The sequence below is a fragment of the Shinella yambaruensis genome, assembly GCF_022899355.1.
GTDB lineage: Bacteria > Pseudomonadota > Alphaproteobacteria > Rhizobiales > Rhizobiaceae > Shinella > Shinella yambaruensis.
Genome location: NZ_JALJCK010000024.1, coordinates 15,455 through 40,547, shown reverse-complemented (window position 1 = coordinate 40,547; position 25,093 = coordinate 15,455). Strand labels below are relative to the sequence as shown.

Here is a 25,093-nt window from a genome sequence, read left to right as displayed (position 1 = left end):
CCTCTCGGCCTCCTTCCCGCAACCATCTTACATCAGACCAAACACACAGGATCCTCGGGTCAAGCCCGAGGATGACGAAAGAAGAGACGGAAGAGGACCGCAAAAAACGGTGCCGCATGCCGCACCGTTCGATGCCTCGGAAACTCCGCCTCCTCTCCGTCATCCTCGGCCTTGAGCCGAGGACCCACGCGGGCAGGCTCGACCAAAGATCAAAAAACCCGCCGTTTCCGGCGGGTTTTTCGTTTGCCCCATGCGGGTTACGTTACGGGGTTGTGGTGGTTGCACCACCCTCGGCACCGCCAGCGTCCGGCTGGCTTTCCAGCGGCTGCGTGCCGGTGGCACCGCCCGTCTGGCCATCCGTGGCCGTGCCGCCGGCCGGCGCCGTATCCGTCGTGCCGATGGCCGACGTGTTGGCGTTCGGGTCGACGCCGTCACCCGGCGTTCCGCTGCCGACGAAATAGAAGATGCCCACCGCGACGAGGACTGCGAGGATCACGGCGACGGCCCAGCCGCCCGTACCGCTTCCGCCGCTCTGGTTCACGACGGTCGGTCCGCGGTCATCCACCGGACGCGTCGCACGATCTTCCGGGGGACGATTGACAAGGTTCGGGTCTTGCATTTCGGTCACTCCATCTGGTTGGATCGGGATGAACAACGCGGCGTCTCGATTTTGGTTCCCGTCCTGTCGCAAAACGAGGCAGCGCGCATTTCCGGCCCGGAATCCTGTATTTGGCCCCGGGTCTTGCTTTCGGCCGGAAAATCCGTATAAGGCGCGCTGTTCAACACACCCGGTCAATCGGCTGGTGGCTGAACGGAGGGCCGGCGATCCGAAAGATTGCCGTTTGGAGCCAAGGGCTCCGGCCTCCCGTGTCTCCGCTCTCGACCGTCTGGATTAACGCTTTTCTTGCTTCGGCTTCTTGAAGCCCTTGAGAACTGTCGTTGAGGCTTGGCGCCGGTTTCGGGTGTAAACGCAAGAAAGGCAAAGCCACATGGCTCTTTACGAACATGTCTTCCTGGCCCGCCAGGACGTGTCCGCCCAGCAGGTCGACGCTCTCGTCGAACAGTACAAGGGTGTCATCGAATCGCTCGGCGGCAAGGTCGGCCGGGTCGAGAACTGGGGCCTCAAGTCCCTCACCTACCGCATCAAGAAGAACCGCAAGGCGCACTACGCGCTGATGGACATCGACGCTCCGGCCGCCGCCATCCACGAGATGGAACGCCAGATGCGCATCAACGAAGACGTTCTTCGTTACATGACCATCGCCGTGGAAGCCCACGAGGAAGGCCCGTCGGCCATGATGCAGAAGCGCGACCGCGACGACCGTCCGCGTCGTGATGGCGACGACCGCGGCCCGCGCCGCGATTTCGGCGACCGTCCGCGCCGCGACTTCGGCGACCGCCCGCCGCGTGGCGACCGTCCGGCCCGCGAAGACCGCGCATAATCGAAGCAGAAGGAGATTTTGACTATGGCTGATGTTTCTTCCGCTCCGGCACGCCGTCCGTTCCACCGCCGCCGCAAGACCTGCCCGTTCTCGGGCGCGAACGCTCCGAAGATCGACTACAAGGACGTCCGTCTCCTGTCGCGCTACATTTCCGAGCGCGGCAAGATCGTCCCGTCCCGCATCACGGCCGTTTCCCAGAAGAAGCAGCGCGAACTCGCCAAGGCGATCAAGCGCGCCCGCTTCCTCGGCCTGCTGCCCTACGTCGTAGCGTAAGGACGTGACTCTGCGGCCTGACTCGACGTCGGGCCGGGATGCTTGACTCAAGGGGAAGACGGTCCGCCGCCTTCCCCATTTCCCTTCCGCGTTGGGCGCGGATCGGAGCCGCCGACCTTGAAAGAGGTCAAAATCCCATGTTGGGGAGACGGTCCTGAACAGGTTTGTCAGGAAACTCCTCTAACTGTCTGACCGGACAGGACAGCGAAGCCGTGAAGACCCTGACGCCGACATCGATTGCGACCGGCCTGATTGCCGGTGTGACCGCCGCTCTGCTTTCGCTGAGCGCGAATGCGCAGTCGACTCTCGCGATCGTGCTTTACGCCGCGTCCGCCCTTCCCATTCTCATTGCCGGCCTCGGCTGGGGCAATGCCAGCGCGCTGATCGCCGTCCTTGCCGGCGGTGCGACCGCCTCCATGCTGGTCTCCTCGCATTTCGCGCTTCTGATCGTCATCATCACGCTGATCCCGGCCGGCTGGCTTTCCAACCTCGCGAACCTCGCCCGTCCCGCCTCCGAACTCGGCGGCCCGGAAGACGCGCTCGCCTGGTATCCGCTGTCCAACATCCTCGCGCATCTCGCCGTCATGGTCACGCTCGGCATGATCGCCGTCGGCGCGATCGTCGGCTACGACAGCGCCATGGCGAGCCAGCTCGTCGACATCGTCATCCAGACGCTGAAGGCGCAGGAGCCGCTCTACAACCCCGATGCCGCCGCCGTCGCGCAGCTGAAAGCCATCTTCGCGCTGGCCCTGCCGCTGGTGCAGGGCGCGCTCTGGGTCTTCCTGCTGTTTGCGGCCTATTACATCGCGACCTTCATCGTGCGCGTCTCCGGCCGGGGCCTTCGCCCGCGCGAGGACATGCCCTCGACGCTGCGCATGCACCGCAACGCGATCTTCTTCTTCCTCGCCGGCCTCGTCCTCGCCTTCATGGGCGGCGTGCCGGCGATCATCGGCGCGCTCGTCTGCGGCACCTTCGGGGCCGGTTTCGTGCTTGCCGGCTTCGCGAGCCTGCACTTCAGGACGCGCGGCAAGCCGTGGCGGCTGTTTGCCCTGTGGTTCGCCTATCTCTCCGTATTGCTCTTCACGATACCGGTCTTCGCCATCCTCATTCTGGGCCTGATGGACACGCGGCGCACCATCGCGCTGACGCCCGCCGGCCCGGCAGAGAAGAAAAACCAGAACACCTGACATTCAGAAAGGAACTCGAAATGGACGTCATTCTCCTCGAACGCATCGCCAAGCTCGGCCAGATGGGCGAAACCGTGAAGGTTCGCGACGGCTTTGCCCGTAACTACCTGCTGCCGCTCGGCAAGGCGCTGCGCGCCAACGAAGCCAACAAGAAGCGCTTCGAATCCGAGCGTGCGACGCTCGAAGCCCGCAACCTCGAGCGCAAATCGGAAGCCCAGTCGGTCGCCGAGAAGCTCGACGGCAAGTCCTTCGTCATCGTCCGCTCCGCCGGCGAAACCGGCCAGCTCTACGGCTCGGTCGCTGCCCGCGACATCATCGAGGCGCTGGCTGCCGAAGGCTTCAACGTCGGCCGCAACCAGGTCGAGCTCAACACCCCGATCAAGGCGATCGGCCTGCACAAGGTCGTCCTGCACCTGCATGCCGAAGTCGAGATCACCATCGAAATCAACGTCGCCCGCTCCGCCGACGAAGCCGAGCGCCAGGCAAAGGGCGAAAGCCTGACCTCCGCCGACGCCATCTACGGCGTGGACGAGGACGCCCTGAAGCCGGAAGACTTCTTCGATCCGGAAGCCGACGGCGAAGACGACGAAGCCTGATATCGGACGTGGGCCGGCCCTGCCGGCTCCCCAATTGACAGCCTGACGGGCCGGCTCTGCCGGCCCGTTGTTTTTTCGATGGCCAAAAAGCACGGCTTGAAATCCGGCTTTTCACATCAATATTTATAGATCGTTAGACTGGATTGGCGGTCGGGCCGCTTCCAGGCCGGTTTCCGACCAGACCCGTTCCGCCAGATTTTTTAAGCGCGACGGAGTTTAGCGAATGAAATTCATTGTACAGGCCCTCGTTTCCCGCCTCGTCGAGACTGGAAATCTGACGATCACCTATCCGGACGGCACCCGCCAGCGCTTCGGCGACGGCACCGGAAACCCCGTCCATATGCGTCTCAACACGAAGAAAGCGGTCTGGGGCCTTGCCTTCGACCCTGCCTATTATCTCGGGCACCATTATGGCACCGGCGATATCGACATCGTGGAGGGCGACATCTACGGCCTCCTGAAGACCGTCTTTACCGGCAATCCCGACTTCAAGTATTACGACAGCCGCTGGAACCGTCTCCTGGAGCGGGTGCGCTATCTCTTCCGCTGGGCGCGGGAGAAGAACAGCATCGTGCGCTCGCGCAGGAACGTCCAGCACCACTATGACCTCACCGGCGCGCTCTACGACCTCTTCCTCGATCAGGACCGGCAATATTCCTGCGCCTATTTCGAGCGGCCCGACCAGACGCTCGACGAGGCGCAGCTCGCCAAGAAGCGCCACATCGCGGCCAAGCTCAACATCAACCGCCCGGGCCAGAGCGTGCTCGACATCGGCAGCGGCTGGGGCGGCATGGCGCTCTACCTCGCCCGCCAGCTCGGCGCCAAGGTGACGGGCGTGACGCTCTCCGACGAGCAGCACGCCCTTTCGGAAAAGCGGGCGCGCGAGGCCGGATTGACGGGCGAGGTGAACTTCCTGCTGCAGGATTACCGCAACACGGAAGGTCCGTTCGACCGCATCGTCTCCGTCGGCATGTTCGAGCATGTCGGCCGGCCGAACTATCTCACCTTCTTCAGGAAGAGCGCCGCGCTCCTGAAGCGGGACGGCGTGATGCTGCTGCACACGATCGGCCGTACGGACCGCCCCTCGGCCAACAATCCGTTCATCGAGAAGTACATCTTCCCCGGCGGCTATATCCCGGCCCTCTCGGAGGTCATGCAGGCTGTGGAAAAGAGCGGCCTTGCCGTGACGGACGTGGAGATCCTGCGCCTGCACTATGCCGAAACGCTGCGCCATTGGCGGGAACGCTTCATGGCCCGGCGCGAGGAGGCAAAGGCGCTCTACGACGAGAAGTTCTGCCGGATCTGGGAGTTCTATCTCGCCGCCTCCGAAAGCGCCTTCCGCTGGCAGAACCTCGTCGTCTTCCAGCTCCAGCTGGCGCACGACCAGCAGGCCGTGCCGCTGACGCGCGAATATATCGGGCGCGGCGAGGATTGCCTCAAGGCGCATGAAGGCAATCCGAAGGGCGAACGGCGCGGCGCGCGGCAATTCCCCCAGGAGGCCTCGCTCTGAGATTCGGAAGCGGTGTCAACCGAAAGCCAGCAGGCCCGGCGGAATCCGGGCTTGCTGTGTCCCTGCCGCCTGTGGAAAAGTCTAAGACCGGGCTTAATGGACGGGGTGAGTCGGAAGCGCTTGACCCCCGGCGGCAAAGCAACCAAACCAGCGGCCTTCGCAAACAGGGATGGGGAGATTCGGGACGATGAACGACGCCGTGCGCAAGCTCAGCCAGGCCGGCCGCGACAATGCGGAGCTGCATCACCGCGAGGCGCCCAGCAACATCGAGGCGGAGCAGGCGCTGCTCGGCGCGATCCTCGTCAACAACGATGCCTATTACCGCGTCTCGGACTTCCTGAAGCCCATGCACTTCAACGAGCCGCTGCACCGCAAGATCTACGAGCTTGCCGGCGACACGATCCGCATGGGCAAGATCGCGACGACGATCACGCTGAAGACGCACCTGCCGGCCGACGGCAAGGTGGGGGATCTCACGATCCCGCAATATCTCGCGCGTCTTGCCGCCGAGGCCGTGACGATCATCAACGCGGAGGACTACGGCCGGGCGATCTACGACCTGGCGCTGCGCCGCTCGCTGATCAATATCGGCGAGGACATGGTCAACATCGCCTATGACGCGCCGCTCGACATGCCGCCGCAGACCCAGATCGAGGACGCCGAACGGCGCCTGTTCGAGCTGGCCGAGACGGGCCGCTACGACGGCGGCTTCCAGTCCTTCAACGATGCCGTCGCGCTGGCGATCGACATGGCCGGCGCCGCCTTCGAGCGCGACGGCTCGCTGTCGGGCATCTCGACCGGCATCCATTCGCTCGACGCCCGCATGGGCGGCCTGCAGCGTTCGGACCTCATCGTGCTTGCCGGCCGTCCCGGCATGGGCAAGACCTCGCTTGCCACCAACATCGCCTACAACATCGCCGCCGCCTATGAGCCGGAAGTCCAGGCGGACGGCTCGTTCAAGGCGAAGAACGGCGGCGTCGTCGGCTTCTACTCGCTCGAAATGTCCTCCGAGCAGCTCGCCACCCGCATCATCTCCGAGCAGACGGAAGTTTCGTCCTCGAAGATCCGCCGCGGCGACATTTCCGAGGCCGACTTCGAAAAGCTCGTCGCCTGCAGCCAAATGATGCAGAAGGTCCCGCTCTATATCGACCAGACCGGCGGCATCTCCATCGCCCAGCTTTCCGCCCGCGCGCGCCGCCTGAAGCGCCAGCGCGGCCTCGATTGCCTTGTGGTGGACTATATCCAGCTGATGACCGGCTCCGGCAAATCGAGCGACAACCGCGTGCAGGAGATCACCCAGATCACCACGGGCCTGAAAGCGCTCGGCAAGGAGCTGAACGTGCCGATCATCGCGCTCTCCCAGCTTTCCCGTCAGGTGGAAAGCCGCGAGGATAAGCGCCCGCAGCTCTCCGACCTTCGCGAATCGGGCTCGATCGAGCAGGACGCCGACGTGGTGCTCTTCGTGTTCCGCGAGGAATATTACGTGAAGAACCTCGAGCCGCGCGACGAGTTCGACCCGAAATACGAAGAATGGAAGATGCAGTTCGAGAAGGTGAAGGGCACGGCGGACGTCATCATCGCCAAGCAGCGCCACGGACCGACCGGCACGGTGAAACTCGCCTTCCAGTCGGAATACACTCGCTTCACCGACCTCGCCGACCCGTCTTTCAGCCAGTACGAGCACTGACGGACAGGGCGCTTGCCCCTCACCCTCAATCCTCTCCCCGCAAGCGGGGAGAGCGGACCTGCCCCACGAGCGGTCATTGATCGGGGAAACCGGCACAGGCACATCCTCTTCCCCGTTTACGGGGAGAAGGTGGCCGGCAGGCCGGATGAGGCGTTTCCCTGTCGCCCGTCACTTCCCTCCGAAGGCCGGGGCCTTGCAGAAGTCCGCCACGATGGCCAGCACCTGCCGGCCGCGCGCCTTCTGCTCCTCGTCCATCATCGGCAGGTCCAGCCTGTCCGTGCAGGTTTCGTCCGCGGCATCGCTCCTGCCGGAGAGCGACAGGCGGCTCGAACAGTAAAGTCCCGCTCCGGTCAGCACGACCTGCTCCGCTTCGGGCGAAGCGAGCGGAACGGGCCTGGCCTCCGCGATCATGTCGTCGACGGAGGCGTAGGCGATGGCCGTCGTCACGCGGCTGAGGTCGATGAGGCCGATCGTCAGCGTCGCCCATCTTTCCGGGAACTGCAGGGCGGAGATCGTGCGGGCGCGGCAGGGCGCGCCGGAGACTTCCAGCCGCGTCACCAGCCGCGGCGCGTTGGGATTGTCGACGATCGAATAGTAGATGTCCGCGCCGGCCTCGCGCACCGGCGCCACGCCGTCCTGGGCAAGGCCGAGCAGCACGGCATGCGCCTCGCGCATGCCGGCATCCGTGGGAGCGTCCTGCGCCGCCGCCGGGGCCTGGCCCGCAAGGACGGTCGCCATCGCTCCCAAGGCCGCCTTCATCCCTCCCCGCATGATGTTCTCCCTTTCGGCGCCGCACCATAGAGGCGGCCCCGCCCCGCGGCAATGCGGCAGGCGAGCGTATTGCCGCCATGGTCCACAGGCTGTATTTCAGGAAGATGAGCACGCACCACACGCACGCCCGATCCACCCTGCCCGTCGCCGGCGAGGACCATGCCCGCCTGACCATCGACCTTTCGGCCCTTGCCGACAACTGGCGCGCGATGGCGCGGCGCTCGGGCGCCGCCCGCACCGCCGCGGTGCTGAAGGCCGACGCCTACGGCATCGGGCTGGAGCCGGCCGCCAGGACCTTTCACATGGCGGGCGCGCGCGACTTCTTCGTCGCCACGCCCGCGGAAGGCGCGGCGCTGCGCGCCGTATTGCCGGATGTGCGCCTCTATGTGCTGTCGGGCATGTGGGCCGGCTCCGAGCGGCTGTTCTTCGAATTCGACCTCGTGCCCGTCATCGCCTCGGAGGAACAGCTCGCCGTCTTCATGGCCGCCGTTTCCGACGGACGCGACCATCCCTGCGTGCTGCATGTCGATACCGGCATGAGCCGGCTCGGCCTGCGTGTTGAGGATGCGCTGGCGCTTGCCGGCGACGTCGCGCGGCCGGCGAGCTTTTCGCCGATCATGCTGCTCAGCCACCTCGCCTGCGCGGATGACCCGAACCACCCGCTCAACCGCCAGCAGCTCCAGCGTTTCCGCACCGCCGTCGACGCCTTCGACGGCATCGATGCGACGCTCGCCAACTCGGCCGGCATCTTCCTCGGCGAGGACTATCACTTCACCCTCACCCGCCCCGGCATTTCGCTCTATGGCGGGGCGGCCGTCAACGACGTGCCAAACCCGATGAAACCCGTCGTCACCGCCGAGGCGCGCATCCTGCAGGTGCGCGAGGCGAAGGCCGGCGAAAGCGTCAGCTACGGCGCCACCACCGTCTTTTCCCGCGACACGCGCATCGCCGTCGCCGCGGTCGGCTATGCGGATGGCTACATGCGGGCGCTTTCCGGCTCCGGCGTGCCGCTGCGCAAGACGAATATCCCGGGCGCCAGCGGCGTGCTGCACGGCCGCATGGTGCCGCTGATCGGCCGCGTCACCATGGACCTCACGCATTTCGACGTGACGGACCTGCCGCAGGGCAGCGTCCGGGCCGGCGACTTCATCGAGCTCTTCGGCCGCAACATGCCCATCGAGGACGTGGCCCGCGCCGGCGGCACGATCGACTACGAACTCCTGACCAGCCTCGGCAGCCGCTACGAACGGCGCTACGAGGCCGCGAAAAAATAGGACATGTTCCTGTTTTGTGCTAATGGCTTGCGGAGCGATTCCCAAAGCAGTTCCAGGAAGAGGGCGAAGCGGTTTTCCGTCCGGGATTGCGTCAGACACAGCATTTCGCAAAGCGAGACCCGATGGCGAAAGCCCGCACCCAATTCGTCTGCCAGAACTGCGGCACCGCGCATTCCCGCTGGGTCGGGAAATGCGAGGGCTGCGGCGAGTGGAACACCGTCGTCGAGGAAGACCCGATGGGCGGCATCGGCTCCGGCCCCGGCAAGGTGCCGAAGAAGGGCCGGCCGGTCGCGCTGACGGCGCTTTCGGGCGAGATCGAGGAGGCGCCGCGCATCCACACCGGCATCGGCGAACTCGACCGGGCGACCGGCGGTGGTTTCGTGCGCGGCTCGGCCGTGCTGATCGGCGGCGATCCCGGCATCGGCAAGTCGACCCTCCTCATGCAGGCCGCCGCCGCCCTCTCCCGCCGCGGCCACCGCATCATCTACGTCTCGGGCGAGGAGGCGGTGGCGCAGGTGCGCCTGCGCGCCCAGCGCCTGCAGGCCGCCGAGACCGACGTGCTGCTTGCCGCCGAGACCAATGTCGAGGACATCCTCGCCACCGTCGGCGAAGGCAAGCGGCCGGACCTCGTCATCATCGATTCGATCCAGACGCTGTGGAGCGATACAGCCGAGGCCGCGCCCGGGACAGTGACGCAGGTGCGCACCGGCGTGCAGGCGATGATCCGCTTCGCCAAGCAGACCGGCGCCGCCATGGTGCTGGTCGGCCATGTCACCAAGGAAGGCCAGATCGCCGGCCCGCGCGTCGTCGAGCACATGGTCGACGCCGTCCTTTATTTCGAGGGCGACCGCGGCCACCACTACCGCATCCTTCGCACCGTCAAGAACCGCTTCGGCCCGACGGACGAGATCGGCGTCTTCGAAATGTCCGACAAGGGCCTGCGCGAGGTCTCCAACCCGTCGGAACTCTTCCTCGGCGAGCGCAATGCCAAATCGCCGGGCGCGGCGGTCTTCGCCGGCATGGAAGGCACGCGGCCGGTGCTGGTCGAGGTGCAGGCGCTCGTCGCCCCCACCTCCCTCGGCACGCCGCGCCGGGCGGTCGTCGGCTGGGATTCGGCGCGGCTCTCGATGATCCTCGCCGTGCTGGAGGCCCATTGCGGCGTCCGGCTCGGGCAGCACGACGTCTACCTCAACGTGGCGGGCGGCTATCGCATCTCGGAACCGGCGGCGGATCTTGCGGTCGCCTCGGCGCTGGTTTCCTCGCTTGCCGGTCTTGCCCTTCCGGCCGATTGCGTCTATTTCGGCGAAGTCAGCCTGTCGGGCGCCATTCGCCCGGTTGCGCACACCGCCCAGCGCCTCAAGGAGGCGGAAAAGCTGGGTTTTTCGCAGGCCGTGCTCCCTGCCGGCTCCGCCGATCTGCCCAAGGGCGCCGGCGGCCGCTGGAACGAGATAGACAGCCTGCCGGACCTGGTGGCGCGCATTGCCGGATCGAAAAGCGCCCTGAAGCGGGAGGACGAGGACGTTTGACGCCCCGGTGGTCGACAAAGCCTTGTGGGAAACATGGGGCGGCATCGTGCCGAACTGAGACGACGGACACGCCTTCCGCTAAGGTGCCCCCCGCTTGAGCGGTACGGGGCCCGACGACATTTCGGGTTTGGAGTAGGACGAACATGCCCATCACAATTCTCGACGGTATCGTCATCGGCGTCGCGCTGTTCTCCGCCGTGCTGGCGATGGTGCGCGGCTTCTCGCGCGAGGTGCTTTCCGTCGCCAGCTGGGTGGGTGCCGCGGCAGCCGCCTATTTCCTCTATCCGGTCCTCCTGCCCTATGCGAAGGACTATACGACGAGCGACACGGTCGCGATGGTCGGCTCGGCCGCCGCCGTCTTCCTCGTCGCGCTCATCGTGATCTCCTTCATCACCATGCGGATTGCCGATTTCATCATCGACAGCCGCATCGGCGCGCTCGACCGCACGCTCGGCTTCCTGTTCGGCGCGGCCCGCGGCATCCTGCTCGTCGTCGTCGCCATGCTGTTCTTCAACTGGCTGGTCGCCCCGCAGCAGCAGCCCTCCTGGGTCACCACGGCGAAGTCCAAGCCGCTGCTGGACAATCTCGGCTCGCGCCTCGTGGCGCTCCTGCCGGAGGACGCCGACGCGACGATCCTCGACCGCCTGCGCGGCAAGCCGGCCGAGGGCGAAGGCGGCACGGAGGACCCGGACGGCGCCACCGGCGGCACGAACCAGGCGCCCGCCGAAGAGACGCCCGCCACGAACGGATGACAAGCGATCAGGGGAGCCGACACTCGCGAGAAATGGCGAAGGCAGGCTCCCCGATTTTTTGGTAGGATAGATCATCAGCCACTGACGCTTCCGGGCCTCGGTGGCAAATGCTTTCGGCAATGCCCATATGGGCCTTGCCGAACGACCCAGAACCCCGTGCAACCTCTTACGGTCCCGAGCAAAGGCTTGCAGCAATGAGCGACTTCCAGTTTCCCGGCCGCCACGACGACGATCTCGACGGCGATACGCTTCACGAGGAGTGCGGCGTCTTCGGCATTCTCGGCCATCCGGAAGCCGCGACGCTGACGGCGCTCGGCCTGCACGCGCTGCAGCACCGTGGCCAGGAAGCCGCCGGCATCGTCTCCTTCGACGGCAAGCAGTTCCACACGGAAAAGCATATGGGCCTCGTCGGCGACCACTATACGAACCCGGTGACACTCGCAAAGCTCCCCGGCAACATGGCGATCGGCCACACCCGCTATTCCACCACCGGGGAAGTGGCGCTGCGCAACGTGCAGCCGCTCTTTGCGGAACTGGAAGTCGGCGGCATCGCCGTCGCCCATAACGGCAACTTCACCAACGGCCTGACGCTGCGCCGGCAGATCATCGCCGGCGGCGCGATCTGTCAGTCGACCTCGGACACGGAGGTCGTGCTCCACCTCATCGCCCGCTCGCGCTACACCTCCACGACGGACCGCTTCATCGACGCCATCCGCCAGATGGAAGGCGGCTATTCGATGCTCGGCATCACCCGCACCAAGCTGATCGCCGCGCGCGACCCCACGGGCATCCGCCCGCTCGTCATGGGCGAGCTCGACGGCAAGCCGATCTTCGCCTCGGAAACCTGCGCGCTCGACATCATCGGCGCGAAATATATCCGTGACGTCGAGAACGGCGAAATCATCGTCTGCGAGATCCAGCCGGACGGCTCGATCACCATCGAGGCCAAGAAATCGGGCAACCCGCAGCCGGAGCGCCTCTGCCTCTTCGAATATGTCTATTTCGCCCGCCCCGATTCCGTCGTCGGCGGCCGCTCGGTCTATGTGGCGCGCAAGAACATGGGCATGAACCTTGCCAAGGAGCACCCGGTCGAGGGCGACGTCGTCGTGCCGGTGCCGGACGGCGGCACGCCCGCCGCGCTCGGCTATGCGCAGGAGAGCGGCATCCCGTTCGAATACGGCATCATCCGCAACCACTATGTCGGCCGCACCTTCATCGAGCCGACACAGCAGATCCGCGCCTTCGGCGTCAAGCTGAAGCACTCGGCCAACCGCGCGATGATCGCCGGCAAGCGCGTCATCCTCGTCGACGATTCGATCGTGCGCGGCACGACGTCGCTGAAGATCGTGCAGATGATCCGCGATGCGGGCGCGAAGGAAGTGCATATCCGCGTCGCCAGCCCGATGATCTTCTACCCCGACTTCTACGGCATCGACACGCCCGACCGGGACAAGCTGCTCGCCAACCAGTACAACGACGTCAAGGCGATGGCGAAGTATATCGGCGCGGATTCGCTGGAATTCCTCTCCATCGACGGGCTCTACCGCGCCGTCGGCGGCGAGGACCGCAACCCGGCCCGTCCGCAGTTCACCGACCACTACTTCACCGGCGACTATCCGACGCGCCTCCTTGACAAGGAAGGTGAGACGATGGGACGGAAGGTCTCGGTTCTGGCAAGCAACGGATAATTGAAGACATCATGAGCATCGACCTGAAAGGCCGCCTCGCGCTGGTCACCGGCGCGTCGCGCGGCATCGGCTATTTCACCGCCCTCGAACTCGCGAAGGCCGGTGCGCATGTCATCGCCTGCGCCCGCACGGTCGGCGGCCTGGAAGAACTGGACGATGCGATCAAGGCCGCCGGCGGCGCGGCGACGCTGGTGCCCTTCGACCTCGCCGACATGCCGGCGATCGACAAGCTCGGCGGCTCGATCTTCGAGCGCTGGGGCAAGCTCGACATCCTCGTGGCGAATGCCGGCGTGCTCGGCACGATCTCGCCGATCGGCCATGTCGAGGCGAAGGTGTTCGAGAGGGTGATGACGATCAACGTCACGTCCACCTGGCGGCTCATCCGCTCGGTCGAGCCGCTGCTCTTGAAGTCGGACGCCGGCCGCGCCGTCATCCTCTCGTCCAGCGCCGCGCACAAGTGCAAGCCCTTCTGGGGGCCCTACTCGGCCTCCAAGGCCGCCGTCGAGGCGCTGGCGCGCACCTGGGCCGGCGAGACGCAGCGCACGGCGCTCCGCATCACCGCGCTCGATCCCGGCGCCACCCGCACCGCCATGCGCGCCCAGGCGATCCCCGGCGAGGACCCGTCGACCGTGCAGCATCCCTCGGAAGTCGCCAGGGCCATCCTGCCGCTGGTCGCGCCGGATTATGCCGAGACGGGGAAGTTGTTCGACATGCGCCAGGGGCGCCTGCTGGATTATCGTTTGCCGGAGTGATTCCGGGAATTGCTCCTCATCCGGCCTGCCGGCCACCTTCTCCCCGCAAGCGGGGAGAAGGAGATATGCCGCGCCGTTTCTTCAGACAATGACCGTTTGCGGGGCAAGTCCCCTCTCCCCGCTTGCGGGGAGAGGGTTAGGGTGAGGGGCAATCGCCGCAGAGCCCGGCGGCACGCGCTGAAATTTTCCTATTCCTCCACCACCGTCGTCACCACCACCGAAAGCCCCGGCGCGAGGTACTTCGCCAGGTCCTGCCCGTCGTCGATGGCGATGCGCACGGGCACGCGCTGGGCGACCTTCGTGAAATTGCCGGTGGCGTTGTCCGGCTTGATCACGCTGAACTCCGAGCCGGTGGCGGGCGAGAAGCGCTCGACACGGCCGGTCAGCGTGGCGTGCTTCAGCGCATCGACGCTGACCTCGACCTTCTGGCCCGGCTTGATATAGGCGAGCTGCGTTTCCTTGAAATTGGCGATGACCCAGGTGTCGTGTGGAACGACGGCCATGAGCTGCGTGCCGGCGGCGACATACTGGCCGAGCTTGACGCCGACCTCGCCCACCGCACCGTCGCGCGGAGCCGTGATGACGGTGTTGGAGAGGTCGATCTTGGCAAGCTCCACCGAGGCTTCCGCGCCCGCCACCGCGGCACGCAGGGAATCGCGGCCGACGATGATCGTCTGCAGGTCCTGCCGGGAGACCTCAAGGTTCGCCTGCGCCTGCGCGATGGCGGCCTCCGCCTGGTCGAGCGTGGTGCGGCTCTGCTCGCGGTCGCTCTGGGTGGCGATGCCCTTGTTCGACAGTTCCTCGATGCGGTTCCAGCTTTCCTCCGCCCGGCGCTTGGCGTAGGTCGCGCTGTCGAGCGCCGCCTCGCTCGCGCCGATGCGGGCCCTGGCGGCGTTCTCCTGCTGCTCGGAATTGGCGAGCGCCGCCTTCTGACTGGCGAGCGTGGCATTGGCCTGCTCGACCTTCTGGCGGAAGATGCGGTCGTCGAGACGGGCGAGCACGGCGCCGGCCTTGACCGTCTCGTAGTCCTTCACGGACACGTCCGTGACATAGCCGGCGAGCTGCGGGCTGATCAGCGTCACGTAGCCGCGCACATAGGCGTTGTCCGTCGTCTGGACCTCGCTGGCAAAGGGCGGCAGCTGCCAGGCGTAGAGCACCGCGCCGATGCCGGCCACGCCGAGGACGAGGGCGAGCGCGGTGGCGGTGTTGCGGATGTAAGTCTTCATTTCGGTCAACCTTCAACGGCCGCCGGCCCGCCGCTGCGGGCGCCGGCCTCTCTGATACGGATGTAAAGCATGTGGATGGCAAGCGCCGTCGCGGCACCGACGGCGAGCAGCGCGATGACGAGGAAGGCATCGTTGTGGGCGAGCACATTGGCCTCCCGCGTCACCTGCTGGCCGAGCAGCGCGACGCCCTCCGCCTTCAGCACGGCCGGATCGGTGATCGTGTGGCCATAGGCCGCGGAAAGCTGCGCCACACGGCCCGAGACCAGCGGATCGGCCAGTGTCATCGCCTCGGCGAGGATGTTCGAGTGGAATTTCTCGCGCAGCGTGATGAAGGAGCCGAACAGCGCCGAGCCGGCAAGGCCGCCGAGGCTCTGCGTCACCAGGAAGACAACGATGAAGCTGAGGATGTATTGCGGCCCCTTGCGCAGCGCCAGCGTGAAGCCCGAGGCGATGGCCGGCGGCAGGAACAGGCTGCCGCCGGCGGCGATCATCGCCTGGCTCAGATACATCTGCTCCGGCCGCGTCAGGTTCGTCGCCCGGCTGTCGAGAAAGGCGCCGACACCGATCAGGAGAAGCGCCGCCATGTGGATGCCGGGCTCCCGGCCGGGCTTCAGGATGGCCGCGCAGAGAAGGCCGCCCGCGGCGGTGGCGAGCGCCACCATGCCGTAGAGCCCGGTGAGCTGGTCGTTCTGCAGGCCGGTGATCTGGAAGAAATTGCCGGCGACGGCGGTCTGCTCGGCGAGCATCAGCCGGAACAGCACCAGCACGGCGGCGAAGTGCAGCATCTCGCGGCTGAACAGCCAGCGCAGGTCGATCAGCGGCCTCTCCCGGTTGAGCTCGATGACAGCGGCGATGGTGAGCGCGCCGATCATGACGACAAGCAGTTCGCCGATCCAGCGGGCCTCCAGCCACCAATATTGCCGGCCGAGCACGAGCACGACGGCGCCCGCGCCGAAGCCGACGGCGATGAACAGGTAGCTGACGATATCGATCTTCTCGATGACCTTCACCCGCGGCGGCGGCGTCAGCGGCAGGAGATAGATCGCCGCGAAGGAGAGCATGGCGAGCGCCAGCTCGAAATGCAGCAGCGCCCGCACGCCGCCGAGATCGATGAGCGCCGGCGAGACGAAGCGGGTGAGCGGGGCGGCGAGGCCGATATTGGTCAGCGCGAGCGAGATGCCGATCGTCAGCTTGCGCGCCGGGCTGAAGGCCTCCAGCATGTAGAGGAAGCCGAGCGAGGAGAGCGGCGCGGCCGCGATGCCGGCGAAGAAGCGCAGCACGAGGGCGGAATGCAGGTCCGTGATGAAGATATGCGCCACCGACACGAGGAGGAAGACGGCGATGCCGAGTTCGGCGAAGGGACGCAGGCCGTACTGGTTGCGGATCTTGATGAGCGCCAGCGAGAGCGAGGCGTTGGGAGCCATGTAGGCGGCCATCAGCCAGGTCGCCTCAGCGGTGGTGGCGCCGAACGGGCCCTGGAGCTGCGGGATGTTAGCGGCGACGAGGTTCATGCCGAAGCCCTGCGTCATGGCAAGCAGGGTGGAGGCGGCCATGTAGGCTGCGGCGCGCGGCGGCGCCATGGGCGGTGGCGGGGGCGGAGCGGCGGCAGGCGTCTCCCCGGCCGGTTTCTCGCCGGCCGGCTCCTCCGCGCCGGATTGCGGCGGTTCGCCCTCTCCCTCGCGCCCGCCTTGGGCGGGACCGGTGCTCATGCCTCGACGCTCTCCCGACAGCTCTTCGCGATATTGTCGGACATCGCGGCGAAGACCTTGACGGTGGTCGACATGTCATGGGCCGAGATGCTCCTCAGCACGTCGGCGCGCAGCGAGCGGGCAAGATCCAGCACCTCCTCGGCGACCTTGGCGCCGCGCGGCGTCATGACGATCTGCTTGGCACGGCGATCGCCTTCCACCGACTGGCGCTCGATGAAGCCCTGCTTCTCCATGCCGTCGAGCAGGCGCACGAGCGTCGGCGTCTCGATGTCGAGCTCGTCGGCCAGCTCGCGCTGGTTGAGATTGACGCCGCGGCCGAGGATCAGAAGCGCGCGGGCGCGCGGCAGCGTCAGCCCCCGCTCCTTCACGCGGGCATCGAACAGGGCGCGCATCTTGCGCTGCACGCGGGAAAGGTCGTCGAGGATACGCTCGTGCGGATCGGATATGCTCATCTCGGTAGCCCAAAAACAATTAGCTTGCTATCTATTTGAAGGCTAGTTAGTCGACCTACAGCAGGAAATCAAGCCCCGCCCGCGACGAGCGGACAGGGCTTGGGCAAGGCTCACGCGGATGTGACGGCCGGGCGAGGACTATTGCCCGTCGGGCTCCTCGGGGAACTCGCTGGCACCGTGCGTCACCGGCGCGGTCCAGCCGCCATATTTGCGCTGCCAGGAACGGGCGCCGAACGGCAGCGTCGCCAGGTAGGCGACGACCGTCACCACCATGGTCTCCCAGGTGAAGCTCATCAGGGTCGCGACATAGAGCACGACGAGCAGGATACCCGGCAGCACGAGATCACGGCGGATGCGGCTGCCTTCCGACTTGCCGGACCAGACCGGCAGGCGGCTGACCAGCAGGAAGCCGATCAGCACCGTGTAGCCGGAGGCGAGGTAGGCAAAGAGCGGGCTCGGCGCAAGGCCGAGGAAGCCGAGATAGACCGGCAGCAGCACCAGCATGCCGCCCGCGGGGGCCGGCACGCCGACGAAATATTCCGTCTGCCATTTGGCCTTGGTCTCGCGCTCGGCCATGACGTTGAAGCGCGCAAGGCGCAGGCCCGCGGCGATGGTGTAGATCAACGCCGCGATCCAGCCGAAGGAGCGCGCCTGGTCGAGGATGAAGACATAGAGCACGAGCGCCGGGGCAACGCCGAAATTGATGATGTCGGCGAGCGAATCCATCTGGCCGCCGAATTTCGAGGTGGCCTTCAGGAGGCGCGCGACGCGCCCGTCGATGCCATCGAGAAAGGCCGCGAGCAGCACCATGCCGACGGCGAGCTCATAGCGGTTCTCGAAGGCGAGCCTGATGCCCGTGAGGCCCGCGCAGATGGCAAGCACCGTGATGACGTTCGGAATGATGACGCGCAGCGGAATCTCCCGCAGGCGCGGCCCCCGCGCCTCGTCGTTCGGTCCATTCGGCTCATAAGGCGGAAAGGGTGTGTCCATCGCTTTTCGCTTCGCTGTTTTCAGACAGTAGGCAGTAGGCAGTAGGCAGTAGAAGATAGTTTTTCGAACCCTATTGGCTACTGCCTATATCCTCGTTTCCTCATCCCCTGCGGCTGACCACCGGCCCCTTGGCCGAGCCGAATTCCGCCAGCACCGTCTCGCCGGCGATCGCCGTCTGGCCGACGCTGACGCGCGGCTGGGCGCCGGCCGGCAGGAAGACGTCGAGGCGCGAGCCGAAGCGGATGAGGCCGAAACGCTCGCCGGCCTCAAGGCTGTCGTTCATGTTGGTCCAGCACAGGATGCGGCGGGCGACGAGACCGGCGATCTGCACGACGCCGATCGGCCCGTGCGCGCTCTCGATGACGAGGCCGTTGCGCTCGTTCTCCTGGCTCGCCTTGTCGAGGTCGGCATTCAGGAACTTGCCGGCGCGATAGGCGACGCGCGCAACGCGGCCGCGCATCGGCGCGCGGTTCACATGGCAGTTGAAGACGTTCATGAAGACCGAGATGCGCAGCATCGGCTGGTCGCCGAGCTCCAGCTCGGCCGGCGGCGTCACCATGGCGACGGCAGAGACGCGGCCATCGGCCGGGCTGATCACAAGATCGTCATCCTGCGGCGTCAGGCGCTCGGGATCGCGGAAGAAATAGGCGCACCAGGCGGTGAGCACGAAGCCGATCCACATCAGCGGTTCCCAGGCCGCGCCGAGCAGCAGCGAGGCGACGAAGAAGCCGGCCACGAACTTCCAGCCCTCCCGATGGATCGGCACCAGGGTGCTGCGTATCGTATCGACCAAACTCATCTTCCGACATCTCCTGATGATTTCACGCCATCGACCTAGCGTGAAATGGCGATGGGGGCAATGCGGCGTGGCGATTAGCCCCCAGCAGGCGGCCCTTCCCCGGGCTCAACCCAGCGGGCGCGGAAAAGGTTCCGCGGCAGCCCCGATGCCCGGTCCCCTGCCCTGCGGTTGACAAGCGCCAGCCGCTGCGGGCACACTTTCACCGTTGCTGTAGGGTCTGTACTCCATCAGGATAGGTGTTCTGCAAGCCGCATTTTGTGCCTGAGTAGGAGGAAAGGTGCAGGAAATGTGCTCCATTTTCAAACCTTTCCGACGCCCGCAGGCACAAAATGCGGCTTGCCCGAGGGGTTGTCATGGACGGGCCGCCTGATCGCAAACAATGCTCGACAAGGCCAAGGGGCCTTGCCTTGCGCTTGTTTGCTTCCATCCAATCCCGTCCATGACAACAGAACACCTATCCTGATGGAGTACAGACCCTAGGGCGCATCGGCGGGAGCCGAAGGGGCAATGCCCACCTACGACCGAAACCTTAGCCGCGCCCATGCCGAACCTCGAAAACCTCCGCAAGCAGGCCAAGCAATATCTGCGCTGGCATCGCGAGCGACACCATCCGGTGGCGGCGGTCATCCGCGCCACCCTGCCCCGCTTCCGGCATCTGACGGATCGGGAGGTACTGGATGCCTCGTTCTCGCTTGCCGATGCGCAGGCGCTCGTCGCCCGCCAGAACGGGTTTCCGGATTGGCCGGCGCTCAGGACAGGACCCCCCACCATGCGCAGCACGACTGAAAACATGCCGCAAGGCCCGATCCTCAGCGGAGCGGAGCCGGTGCTCTACGTGACCGATTTCGCCGCCTCCCTCGCCTTCTTCACGGAAAAACTCGGCTTTTCCGTCGATTTTACCTATGGCGATCCGCCGTTCTACGGGGTCGTCGCGCGCGACCGGGCACGGCTCTGCCTGCGGCTGGTGCGCGAGCCCGTCTTCCTCGGCGATGTCCGCCGACGGGAGGACCTGCTGTCAGCCTCGATCACGCTCGACAGCGCGGCGGCGATCAAGACGCTTTTCCTCGACTATCAGACGGCCGGCGTGACCTTCCACAGCACGCTGATGACGCAGCCCTGGGGCACGCGCACCTTCATCCTGATCGACCCCGACGGCAACCTGATCCTCTTTGCCGCGCCCGGGGAGTGATCACTCGGCCGCCGGCGCGCCGCGCAGGATGACGCCGAGCTCGTCGCTCTCGCGCACCTGCTTCAGGCGCTCCTCGGCCTGCACGGCCTCGCGCTGGCGGTTCCACATGGAGGCGTAGAGGCCGTCGTCGCGCTGCATCAGCTCGCTGTGCGTGCCCCGCTCGGCGATGCCGCCGTCCTTCAGCACGATGATCTCGTCCGCCGAAATGACGGTGGAGAGGCGGTGGGCGATGACGAGCGTGGTGCGGTTCTTCGACACGACGTCGAGCGCGGCCTGGATCTCCTGCTCCGTGCGGGTGTCGAGCGCCGAGGTCGCCTCGTCGAGGATGAGGATCGGCGGGCTCTTCAGGATGGTGCGGGCGATGGCGACGCGCTGCTTCTCGCCGCCGGAAAGCTTCAGCCCGCGCTCGCCGACCATCGCCTTGAAGCCTTCCGGCAGGTGGCGGATGAAGGGGCCGATCTGCGCCGCCTCGGCAGCGGCGGCCACGTCCGCATCGCTCGCGTCCGGCCGGCCGTAGCGGATGTTGTAGGCGATCGTGTCGTTGAACAGCACGGTATCCTGCGGCACCATGCCGATCACCGCGCGCAGGCTCTTCTGCGTGACGTCGCGCACGTCCTGCCCGTCGATGGTGATCGCGCCCTGCTGCACGTCGTAGAAGCGGTAGAGCAGCCGCGAGAGCGTCGATTTCCCTGCGCCGGACGGGCCGACGACGGCGACGGTCTTGCCAGCGGGCACGTCGAAGGAGACGCCCTTGAGGATCGGCCGGGCCGGATCATAGGCGAAGTGCACGTCCTTGAAGGAGATCGCGCCGTCGGCGACGACGAGGTCGGCGGCGCCGGGCTTGTCCTGCACTTCCTCCTCCACCTCGAGCAGGTCGAACATCTGCTCGATATCCGTCAGGCCCTGGCGGATTTCGCGGTAGACGAAGCCGATGAAGTTGAGCGGGATGGCGAGCTGGATCAGCATGGCGTTGATGAAGACGAAATCGCCGACCGTCTGCTCGCCGCGCTGCACGGCAAGCGCCGACATCGCCATCATCACCGCCATGCCGACGCCGAAGATCAGCGCCTGGCCGAAGTTGAGCCAGCCGAGCGAGGTCCAGACCTGCGTCGCCGCCTTCTCGTAGCGCGCCATGGACTGGTCGAAGCGGCGGGCCTCCATCTCCTCGTTGCCGAAATACTTGACCGTCTCGAAGTTCAGCAGCGAATCGATCGCCTTGGTGTTGGCCTCGGTGTCGCTGTCGTTCATCGAGCGGCGGATGGAGATGCGCCAGTCGCTCGCCCTGACCGTGAACCAGATGTAGAGCCAGACGGTGGCGGCGGTGACGAGGAGATATTGCAGACCGTAGCCCCACCAGAAGACGGCGGCGGTGAGCAGGAACTCGATGAAGGTCGGCACGCTGTTGAGGATCGTGAAGCGCACGATCGTCTCGATGCCCTTGGTGCCGCGCTCGATGACGCGCGAAAGCCCGCCGGTGCGCCGCTCCAGATGGAAGCGCAGCGACAGGCGGTGCAGGTGCACGAAGGTGCGGTAGGCGAGCTGGCGCACGGCATATTGCCCGACGCTTGCAAAGAGCGCGTCGCGCAACTGGTTGAGGCCGGCCTGCAGGATGCGCGCACCGTTATAGGCGAAGACCAGCATGACCGCGCCGAGCAGGAAGGCCGGCAGAAGCGAGACGGCATCCGCCCTGCCGTTCAGCGCATCGGTCGCCCATTTGAAGAAATAGGGCACCAGCAGCAGCACGATCTTGGAGAGAAGCAGGAAGACCGAGGCCCAGACGACGCGCATCTTCAGGTCCGGCCGGTCGGAGGGCCACATATAGGGCCAGAGGTTCACCAGCGTGTGGAGGGGATTGCTGCTGTCGGCCGAAACCGTCTTCTTTCTGGTCGTCGCCACGCTGGCCTCCGCCGGATCGCCGTCACGCCCCGGCCTTCGTTTTGTCCTGGACTGCCGAATGAAAATGCGGCGCCCGGTGGGGCGCCGCATGGGGGGAGATAGGTCCTTGCCGGCCGCTTCGCAACAGCCGGCCGGAAATTGTCCTTGCGCAATTCCGGCAAAACCGCTTCGGCGCCGGACTTGCCGAGGATCAATCGCCGCGAACGCGCTTGCGGTGCAGTTCCTCCGCCTCCGCGTCGCTTTCCACGGTCTTGTCCGGCACGCCGAAGACCTGGCCGGGGATGATGCGGTCCGGATCGGTGATCTGGTCCTCGTTGGCGAGGTAGATCGTCGTGTAGCGCACGCCCTTGCCGTAGATGCGGCGGGAGATCTGCCAGAGCGTATCGCCGCGGCGGATGATGACCGAGGTCTTGCTCTCTTGCAGCGGGGCCTGCTCCACCGTTTCCGGCTCCTCGGCCACCGCCTGGCCGCTGCCCGTCGCGGCGGCTTCGCCCGAGGCGGCGGTGCCGCTCTCGCCGCCGGTCGCCGCCGGCGTGCCTTCGGCGCTGGCCGTACCGTTGTCCGCTGTCGCGGTTTCGGCCGTCGATGCGGCCCCGGTCGCCGAGGCGGCGCCTTCGCCCGCAGCCGCCACGGCACTGGCCGCGGCGGTCAGCGAGGGCATGCCCTCAAGCGCCACGAGTGCCTGCTGGTAGGCCTCCTTGCCGGCGCCGGCCGGAACCGCGGCAAGGCGGTCGAGCGCGGTCGAGGCCCAGCCCTTCAGCTTCTCGATCGCCGCCGTCACATCCGCGGCCGTGCCGGCCGGCGGCGTGAAGCCGGTAATGCCCTTGAGGGCCCCTTCCAGCGCGGTGCGGGCAGTCTGGATCTCCGCCGTCGTCGCATTGCGGCCATCGGAGAACAGCGCAACGAACTGCTGCTGGAGCGCGGTCGCCTGGCCGGCCAGCGCCTCGATGGAGCTGTCCGCCGCAGCCGAGGCAGCGCCCACCACGGCCTCTGCCTTCTCGATGGCCGGTGCCAGCGCATCGGCGACGGCCGTCTCGATCGACGCGAGGGCACCGCCGACAGCGGCGGCATCCTTCGGCAGGGCCTGGAGACGGGCCAGCGCCGAAGCGGCGGCGGCCGACGCCCTGGCCGCCATGTCACGGGCCGCCTCGCCCTCTTCGAGGCCGGGCTTGAACTCGGCCAGCGATTTCAGCGCGATCTCGGTCGCGGAACGGGCAGCCGCCAGTTCCTCGGCGGTCGGCACGCGGCCGTCGGCATAAAGGCCCTTGAGCAGGGCCACCGCCTTGTCGGCCTCGGCACGCAGCTTGTCGAACGTGCCGCCGCCGATGAGGCCGAGCGCCGGGCCGGTATCGCCCGCGGCATCCTCCTGCGCCACCACGGCGACCTGCTCGCCTTCCGGCCGATCGAACGGAACGGAGGCGCGGAATTCGACCTTGCCGCCGTCGGGGCTCATCACATCGGCGCGGATCGTGTGGCGGCCGACCGAAAGATCGATCGTGCCGTCGGCCACGTAGCGGCCCTCGCCGTCCGCCTTCGCCTCGCCGACGAGCTGGTCGTCTGCATAGATGCGCACCAGCGCGCCCGGCTTGGCGGTGCCGGCGATGAACATGCGCTCGCCTTCCAGCTCGACGGCCGAAACGCGCGCCTGGGGCTTGGCCGCCGTTTCCGTCGCCGCGGTGCCGGCCGTGCCGTTCGCGGTCTCGGTCGCGGCTGCACCGGCGGTTGCGGCCTCGCCCGCGGTGGCGGCGGTCTCGCCGGCGGCTTCCGCCGTTTCGCTCGCGGCCGGCTTCTCGTCCGCCACGGCACCGGCGGCGCCCGTGTCACTGGCCGCCGCGGTCTCGCCGGCGGGCTGGTCGATCGTCTTTTCCGCCGCGCCGGCCGCCTTCTCCGCGGCTTCCGGCACCGTGATCAGGCGGCTCGCCTCGCCGGGCCTGGAGACCATGGCAAGGAGGTCGCCGCCGGCGTCCTTCGGCACGGAGACGGTCGCCACCTCTTCCGAGGTCTTCGAGGCGCCCTTGTCGTCCTTCGTGCTCAAGGTGAGCTGGTAGTCGCCGGCAGCAAGCGGCTGCTCGAAGACGGCGGCGAAATCGCCGGACGGGCCGATGTCGGCCGTTGCGACGACGGTCTCGCCGTTCCTGATCTCCAGTGTGGTGTTCGGCTGGCCGCGGCCGGCGATCACGGTGGAGCCGTCCGGCTCGACACGCAGCAGATCGAAGGCAGGCGTGACCCAGCCGGCGGCCGGATCGGCCGGCGTCGTTTCCGCCTTGGCGATCTCTTGGGTCGCCGTTGCCGCCTCGCCCGCCGTGGCGTCGGCCGGCTTCTCGCCCTCGGTGCCGGCGGCCGCATCGCCTGTCGCGCCGTCACCCGTCGCCGCCTCGCCGGTTGCAGTCGTCGAGCGGGCCTGCTTGCCGTCGGCCGTCGTGGTCTCGCCGCCGCCTTGCGTCGTCGTCGTGGTAAGGGTTGCGACCGGGGTTTCCGCCGGCTTGTCCTTGTTCATGTTGGGCAGCACGAAGAAGACCATGAGCAGCGTTGCCGCCGCCAGCACGATCAAGGCCACCAGACCGGTCTTGTTCTTCATCATCAACTCTCTCTCTGTCCCGGTTTCCCGGGGGTCCCCTCCTGAAATTGCTATCGATTCCCAATGTTCTGCACAAGGTTCCCGGGACGTTCCGGGGCGTGTGCCCCGTGCTTTTTCGTCATTATCCTTGACGGGCTGCCGGCCGGATGGCTGAATCCCGTCATGAGCGAACAAACCCTGCCGATTCGATCCGTCTGCGTCTACTGCGGCTCCCAGCCGGGCCGCGAAACCGCCTATGTCGCCGCCGGGCGCCGCCTAGGCCAGGCGATGGCGGAAAACCATCTCCGCCTCGTCTACGGCGGCGGCACGAAGGGCATCATGGGAGCGGTCGCCAGCGGCGTGCTTTCGCATGGCGGCCGCGTCACCGGCATCATACCGCAATTCCTCGTGGATATGGAGGCCACCCGCCATTCGCTCGGCCAGCTCAGCGAGCTGATCGTCACGCCCGACATGCACGAGCGCAAACACAAGATGTTCGAGCGCGCGGACGCCTTCGTGGCGCTGCCCGGCGGCATCGGCACGCTGGAGGAGATCGTCGAGGTGATGACCTGGGCGCAGCTCGGCCGCCACCGCAAGCCGATGATCTTCGCCAATATCGGCGGCTTCTGGGACCCGATGCTGAAACTCATCCGGCATATGGCGGACGAAGGCTTCATCCACACCGCCCATCTCGTCCAGCCGATGGTGATCGACGAGCCGGAGGAGATCGTCGCCGCGCTCGTCGACCATTGGGCGGGCCATGTCGATCGCGAGGGCGAAGCGGACATCATCGCCCGCCTCTGATTTATCGAGAGCC

General features: G+C 66.6%; 21 protein-coding genes and 1 pseudogene. 13 read left to right on the top strand and 9 right to left on the bottom strand.

The window, feature by feature from the left end; genetic code table 11:
* Nucleotides 1-262: 262 nt before the first annotated feature.
* On the bottom strand, nt 263-565 hold the full coding sequence (locus MUU56_RS31455) for a hypothetical protein (RefSeq protein ID WP_245082795.1): 303 nt from the start codon (nt 563-565) through the stop codon (nt 263-265).
* Between the two features lie 424 nt (nt 566-989).
* Here MUU56_RS31455 and rpsF point away from each other — a divergent pair, with 424 nt between their 5' ends.
* From rpsF to MUU56_RS31425, 6 genes are all read left to right on the top strand, one after another.
* A complete protein-coding gene (rpsF, locus tag MUU56_RS31450; RefSeq protein WP_023515802.1) occupies nt 990-1,442 on the top strand; it encodes a 30S ribosomal protein S6 in 453 nt (150 codons plus the stop codon).
* 24 nt (nt 1,443-1,466) lie between these two features.
* On the top strand, nt 1,467-1,715 hold the full coding sequence (rpsR, locus tag MUU56_RS31445; RefSeq protein WP_023515801.1) for a 30S ribosomal protein S18: 249 nt from the start codon (nt 1,467-1,469) through the stop codon (nt 1,713-1,715).
* A gap of 212 nt (nt 1,716-1,927) precedes the next feature.
* A complete protein-coding gene (locus MUU56_RS31440; protein WP_245082793.1) occupies nt 1,928-2,902 on the top strand; it encodes a YybS family protein in 975 nt (324 codons plus the stop codon).
* 20 nt (nt 2,903-2,922) lie between these two features.
* Nucleotides 2,923-3,498, top strand: a complete 576-nt coding sequence (gene rplI, locus MUU56_RS31435; protein WP_245082791.1) for a 50S ribosomal protein L9 — start codon at nt 2,923-2,925, stop codon at nt 3,496-3,498.
* A gap of 223 nt (nt 3,499-3,721) precedes the next feature.
* Nucleotides 3,722-5,008 (top strand): cyclopropane fatty acid synthase, encoded by a 1,287-nt coding sequence (locus MUU56_RS31430; RefSeq protein ID WP_245082789.1) that lies wholly within the window; start codon nt 3,722-3,724, stop codon nt 5,006-5,008.
* Nucleotides 5,009-5,195: 187 nt separating this feature from the next.
* Nucleotides 5,196-6,695 (top strand): replicative DNA helicase, encoded by a 1,500-nt coding sequence (locus MUU56_RS31425; protein WP_245082787.1) that lies wholly within the window; start codon nt 5,196-5,198, stop codon nt 6,693-6,695.
* A 168-nt stretch (nt 6,696-6,863) separates the two neighbouring features.
* On the opposite strand, the gene MUU56_RS31420 is transcribed toward MUU56_RS31425, so the two are convergent.
* On the bottom strand, nt 6,864-7,466 hold the full coding sequence (locus MUU56_RS31420; protein WP_245082785.1) for a hypothetical protein: 603 nt from the start codon (nt 7,464-7,466) through the stop codon (nt 6,864-6,866).
* Nucleotides 7,467-7,570: 104 nt separating this feature from the next.
* On the opposite strand from MUU56_RS31420, the gene alr reads away from it, so the two are divergent.
* From alr to MUU56_RS31395, 5 genes are all read left to right on the top strand, one after another.
* Nucleotides 7,571-8,740, top strand: coding sequence for an alanine racemase (gene alr / locus MUU56_RS31415; protein WP_245082783.1), 1,170 nt, complete (start codon nt 7,571-7,573; stop codon nt 8,738-8,740).
* A gap of 122 nt (nt 8,741-8,862) precedes the next feature.
* On the top strand, nt 8,863-10,266 hold the full coding sequence (gene radA, locus MUU56_RS31410) for a DNA repair protein RadA (protein ID WP_245082781.1): 1,404 nt from the start codon (nt 8,863-8,865) through the stop codon (nt 10,264-10,266).
* A gap of 143 nt (nt 10,267-10,409) precedes the next feature.
* The gene (locus MUU56_RS31405; protein WP_245082774.1) at nt 10,410-11,018 is read left to right on the top strand and encodes a CvpA family protein; all 609 of its coding nucleotides are present in this window, start codon (nt 10,410-10,412) and stop codon (nt 11,016-11,018) included.
* 194 nt (nt 11,019-11,212) lie between these two features.
* Nucleotides 11,213-12,706, top strand: coding sequence for an amidophosphoribosyltransferase (purF, locus tag MUU56_RS31400; RefSeq protein ID WP_245082771.1), 1,494 nt, complete (start codon nt 11,213-11,215; stop codon nt 12,704-12,706).
* Nucleotides 12,707-12,717: 11 nt separating this feature from the next.
* Nucleotides 12,718-13,458, top strand: coding sequence for an SDR family NAD(P)-dependent oxidoreductase (locus MUU56_RS31395; RefSeq protein ID WP_245082768.1), 741 nt, complete (start codon nt 12,718-12,720; stop codon nt 13,456-13,458).
* Nucleotides 13,459-13,646: 188 nt separating this feature from the next.
* On the opposite strand, the gene MUU56_RS31390 is transcribed toward MUU56_RS31395, so the two are convergent.
* The 5 genes from MUU56_RS31390 to MUU56_RS31370 all read right to left on the bottom strand — a co-directional run bounded on the left by MUU56_RS31390 (nt 13,647) and on the right by MUU56_RS31370 (nt 18,634).
* On the bottom strand, nt 13,647-14,684 hold the full coding sequence (locus MUU56_RS31390; protein WP_245082765.1) for an HlyD family secretion protein: 1,038 nt from the start codon (nt 14,682-14,684) through the stop codon (nt 13,647-13,649).
* A gap of 5 nt (nt 14,685-14,689) precedes the next feature.
* Nucleotides 14,690-16,264 carry an MFS transporter gene (locus MUU56_RS31385; protein ID WP_245082797.1) on the bottom strand — a complete coding sequence of 525 codons (1,575 nt, stop codon included), beginning with the start codon at nt 16,262-16,264 and terminating at the stop codon, nt 14,690-14,692.
* Nucleotides 16,265-16,389: 125 nt separating this feature from the next.
* The gene (locus tag MUU56_RS31380; RefSeq protein ID WP_245082762.1) at nt 16,390-16,845 is read right to left on the bottom strand and encodes a MarR family winged helix-turn-helix transcriptional regulator; all 456 of its coding nucleotides are present in this window, start codon (nt 16,843-16,845) and stop codon (nt 16,390-16,392) included.
* Nucleotides 16,846-16,983: 138 nt separating this feature from the next.
* On the bottom strand, nt 16,984-17,835 hold the full coding sequence (gene pssA / locus MUU56_RS31375) for a CDP-diacylglycerol--serine O-phosphatidyltransferase (protein ID WP_245082758.1): 852 nt from the start codon (nt 17,833-17,835) through the stop codon (nt 16,984-16,986).
* A gap of 100 nt (nt 17,836-17,935) precedes the next feature.
* Nucleotides 17,936-18,634, bottom strand: coding sequence for a phosphatidylserine decarboxylase (locus MUU56_RS31370; RefSeq protein WP_245082755.1), 699 nt, complete (start codon nt 18,632-18,634; stop codon nt 17,936-17,938).
* A 541-nt stretch (nt 18,635-19,175) separates the two neighbouring features.
* Here MUU56_RS31370 and MUU56_RS31365 point away from each other — a divergent pair.
* On the top strand, nt 19,176-19,823 hold the full coding sequence (locus MUU56_RS31365) for a VOC family protein (protein WP_245082752.1): 648 nt from the start codon (nt 19,176-19,178) through the stop codon (nt 19,821-19,823).
* On the opposite strand, the gene MUU56_RS31360 is transcribed toward MUU56_RS31365, so the two are convergent.
* Together MUU56_RS31360 and MUU56_RS33000 are read right to left on the bottom strand one after the other, a co-directional pair.
* Nucleotides 19,824-21,719 (bottom strand): ABCB family ABC transporter ATP-binding protein/permease, encoded by a 1,896-nt coding sequence (locus MUU56_RS31360; protein ID WP_245082749.1) that lies wholly within the window; start codon nt 21,717-21,719, stop codon nt 19,824-19,826.
* A 1,405-nt stretch (nt 21,720-23,124) separates the two neighbouring features.
* Nucleotides 23,125-24,300: pseudogene (locus MUU56_RS33000) on the bottom strand (peptidoglycan-binding protein LysM); the annotation flags it as partial.
* 159 nt (nt 24,301-24,459) lie between these two features.
* Between MUU56_RS33000 and MUU56_RS31350 the strand changes: the two are divergent.
* Complete coding sequence (locus MUU56_RS31350; RefSeq protein ID WP_245082744.1) at nt 24,460-25,080, top strand: LOG family protein; 621 nt, start codon at nt 24,460-24,462, stop codon at nt 25,078-25,080.
* Nucleotides 25,081-25,093: the final 13 nt, after the last annotated feature.

Excerpts from the sequence above, each read along its gene's own strand:
- rpsF (WP_023515802.1), top strand. The coding sequence starts at position 990 with ATGGCTCTTTACGAACATGTCTTCCTGGCCCGCCAGGACGTGTCCGCC.
- rplI (WP_245082791.1), top strand. The coding sequence starts at position 2,923 with ATGGACGTCATTCTCCTCGAACGCATCGCCAAGCTCGGCCAGATGGGC.
- purF (WP_245082771.1), top strand. The coding sequence starts at position 11,213 with ATGAGCGACTTCCAGTTTCCCGGCCGCCACGACGACGATCTCGACGGC.
- pssA (WP_245082758.1), bottom strand. The coding sequence starts at position 17,835 with ATGGACACACCCTTTCCGCCTTATGAGCCGAATGGACCGAACGACGAG.
- MUU56_RS31420 (WP_245082785.1), bottom strand. The coding sequence starts at position 7,466 with ATGCGGGGAGGGATGAAGGCGGCCTTGGGAGCGATGGCGACCGTCCTT.
- MUU56_RS31370 (WP_245082755.1), bottom strand. The coding sequence starts at position 18,634 with ATGAGTTTGGTCGATACGATACGCAGCACCCTGGTGCCGATCCATCGG.
- MUU56_RS31380 (WP_245082762.1), bottom strand. The coding sequence starts at position 16,845 with ATGAGCATATCCGATCCGCACGAGCGTATCCTCGACGACCTTTCCCGC.
- alr (WP_245082783.1), top strand. The coding sequence starts at position 7,571 with ATGAGCACGCACCACACGCACGCCCGATCCACCCTGCCCGTCGCCGGC.
- MUU56_RS31395 (WP_245082768.1), top strand. The coding sequence starts at position 12,718 with ATGAGCATCGACCTGAAAGGCCGCCTCGCGCTGGTCACCGGCGCGTCG.
- MUU56_RS31365 (WP_245082752.1), top strand. The coding sequence starts at position 19,176 with ATGCCGAACCTCGAAAACCTCCGCAAGCAGGCCAAGCAATATCTGCGC.
- MUU56_RS31385 (WP_245082797.1), bottom strand. The coding sequence starts at position 16,264 with ATGGCGCCGCCGCGCGCCGCAGCCTACATGGCCGCCTCCACCCTGCTT.
- radA (WP_245082781.1), top strand. The coding sequence starts at position 8,863 with ATGGCGAAAGCCCGCACCCAATTCGTCTGCCAGAACTGCGGCACCGCG.
- MUU56_RS31390 (WP_245082765.1), bottom strand. The coding sequence starts at position 14,684 with ATGAAGACTTACATCCGCAACACCGCCACCGCGCTCGCCCTCGTCCTC.
- rpsR (WP_023515801.1), top strand. The coding sequence starts at position 1,467 with ATGGCTGATGTTTCTTCCGCTCCGGCACGCCGTCCGTTCCACCGCCGC.
- MUU56_RS31405 (WP_245082774.1), top strand. The coding sequence starts at position 10,410 with ATGCCCATCACAATTCTCGACGGTATCGTCATCGGCGTCGCGCTGTTC.
- MUU56_RS31430 (WP_245082789.1), top strand. The coding sequence starts at position 3,722 with ATGAAATTCATTGTACAGGCCCTCGTTTCCCGCCTCGTCGAGACTGGA.
- MUU56_RS31425 (WP_245082787.1), top strand. The coding sequence starts at position 5,196 with ATGAACGACGCCGTGCGCAAGCTCAGCCAGGCCGGCCGCGACAATGCG.
- MUU56_RS31350 (WP_245082744.1), top strand. The coding sequence starts at position 24,460 with ATGAGCGAACAAACCCTGCCGATTCGATCCGTCTGCGTCTACTGCGGC.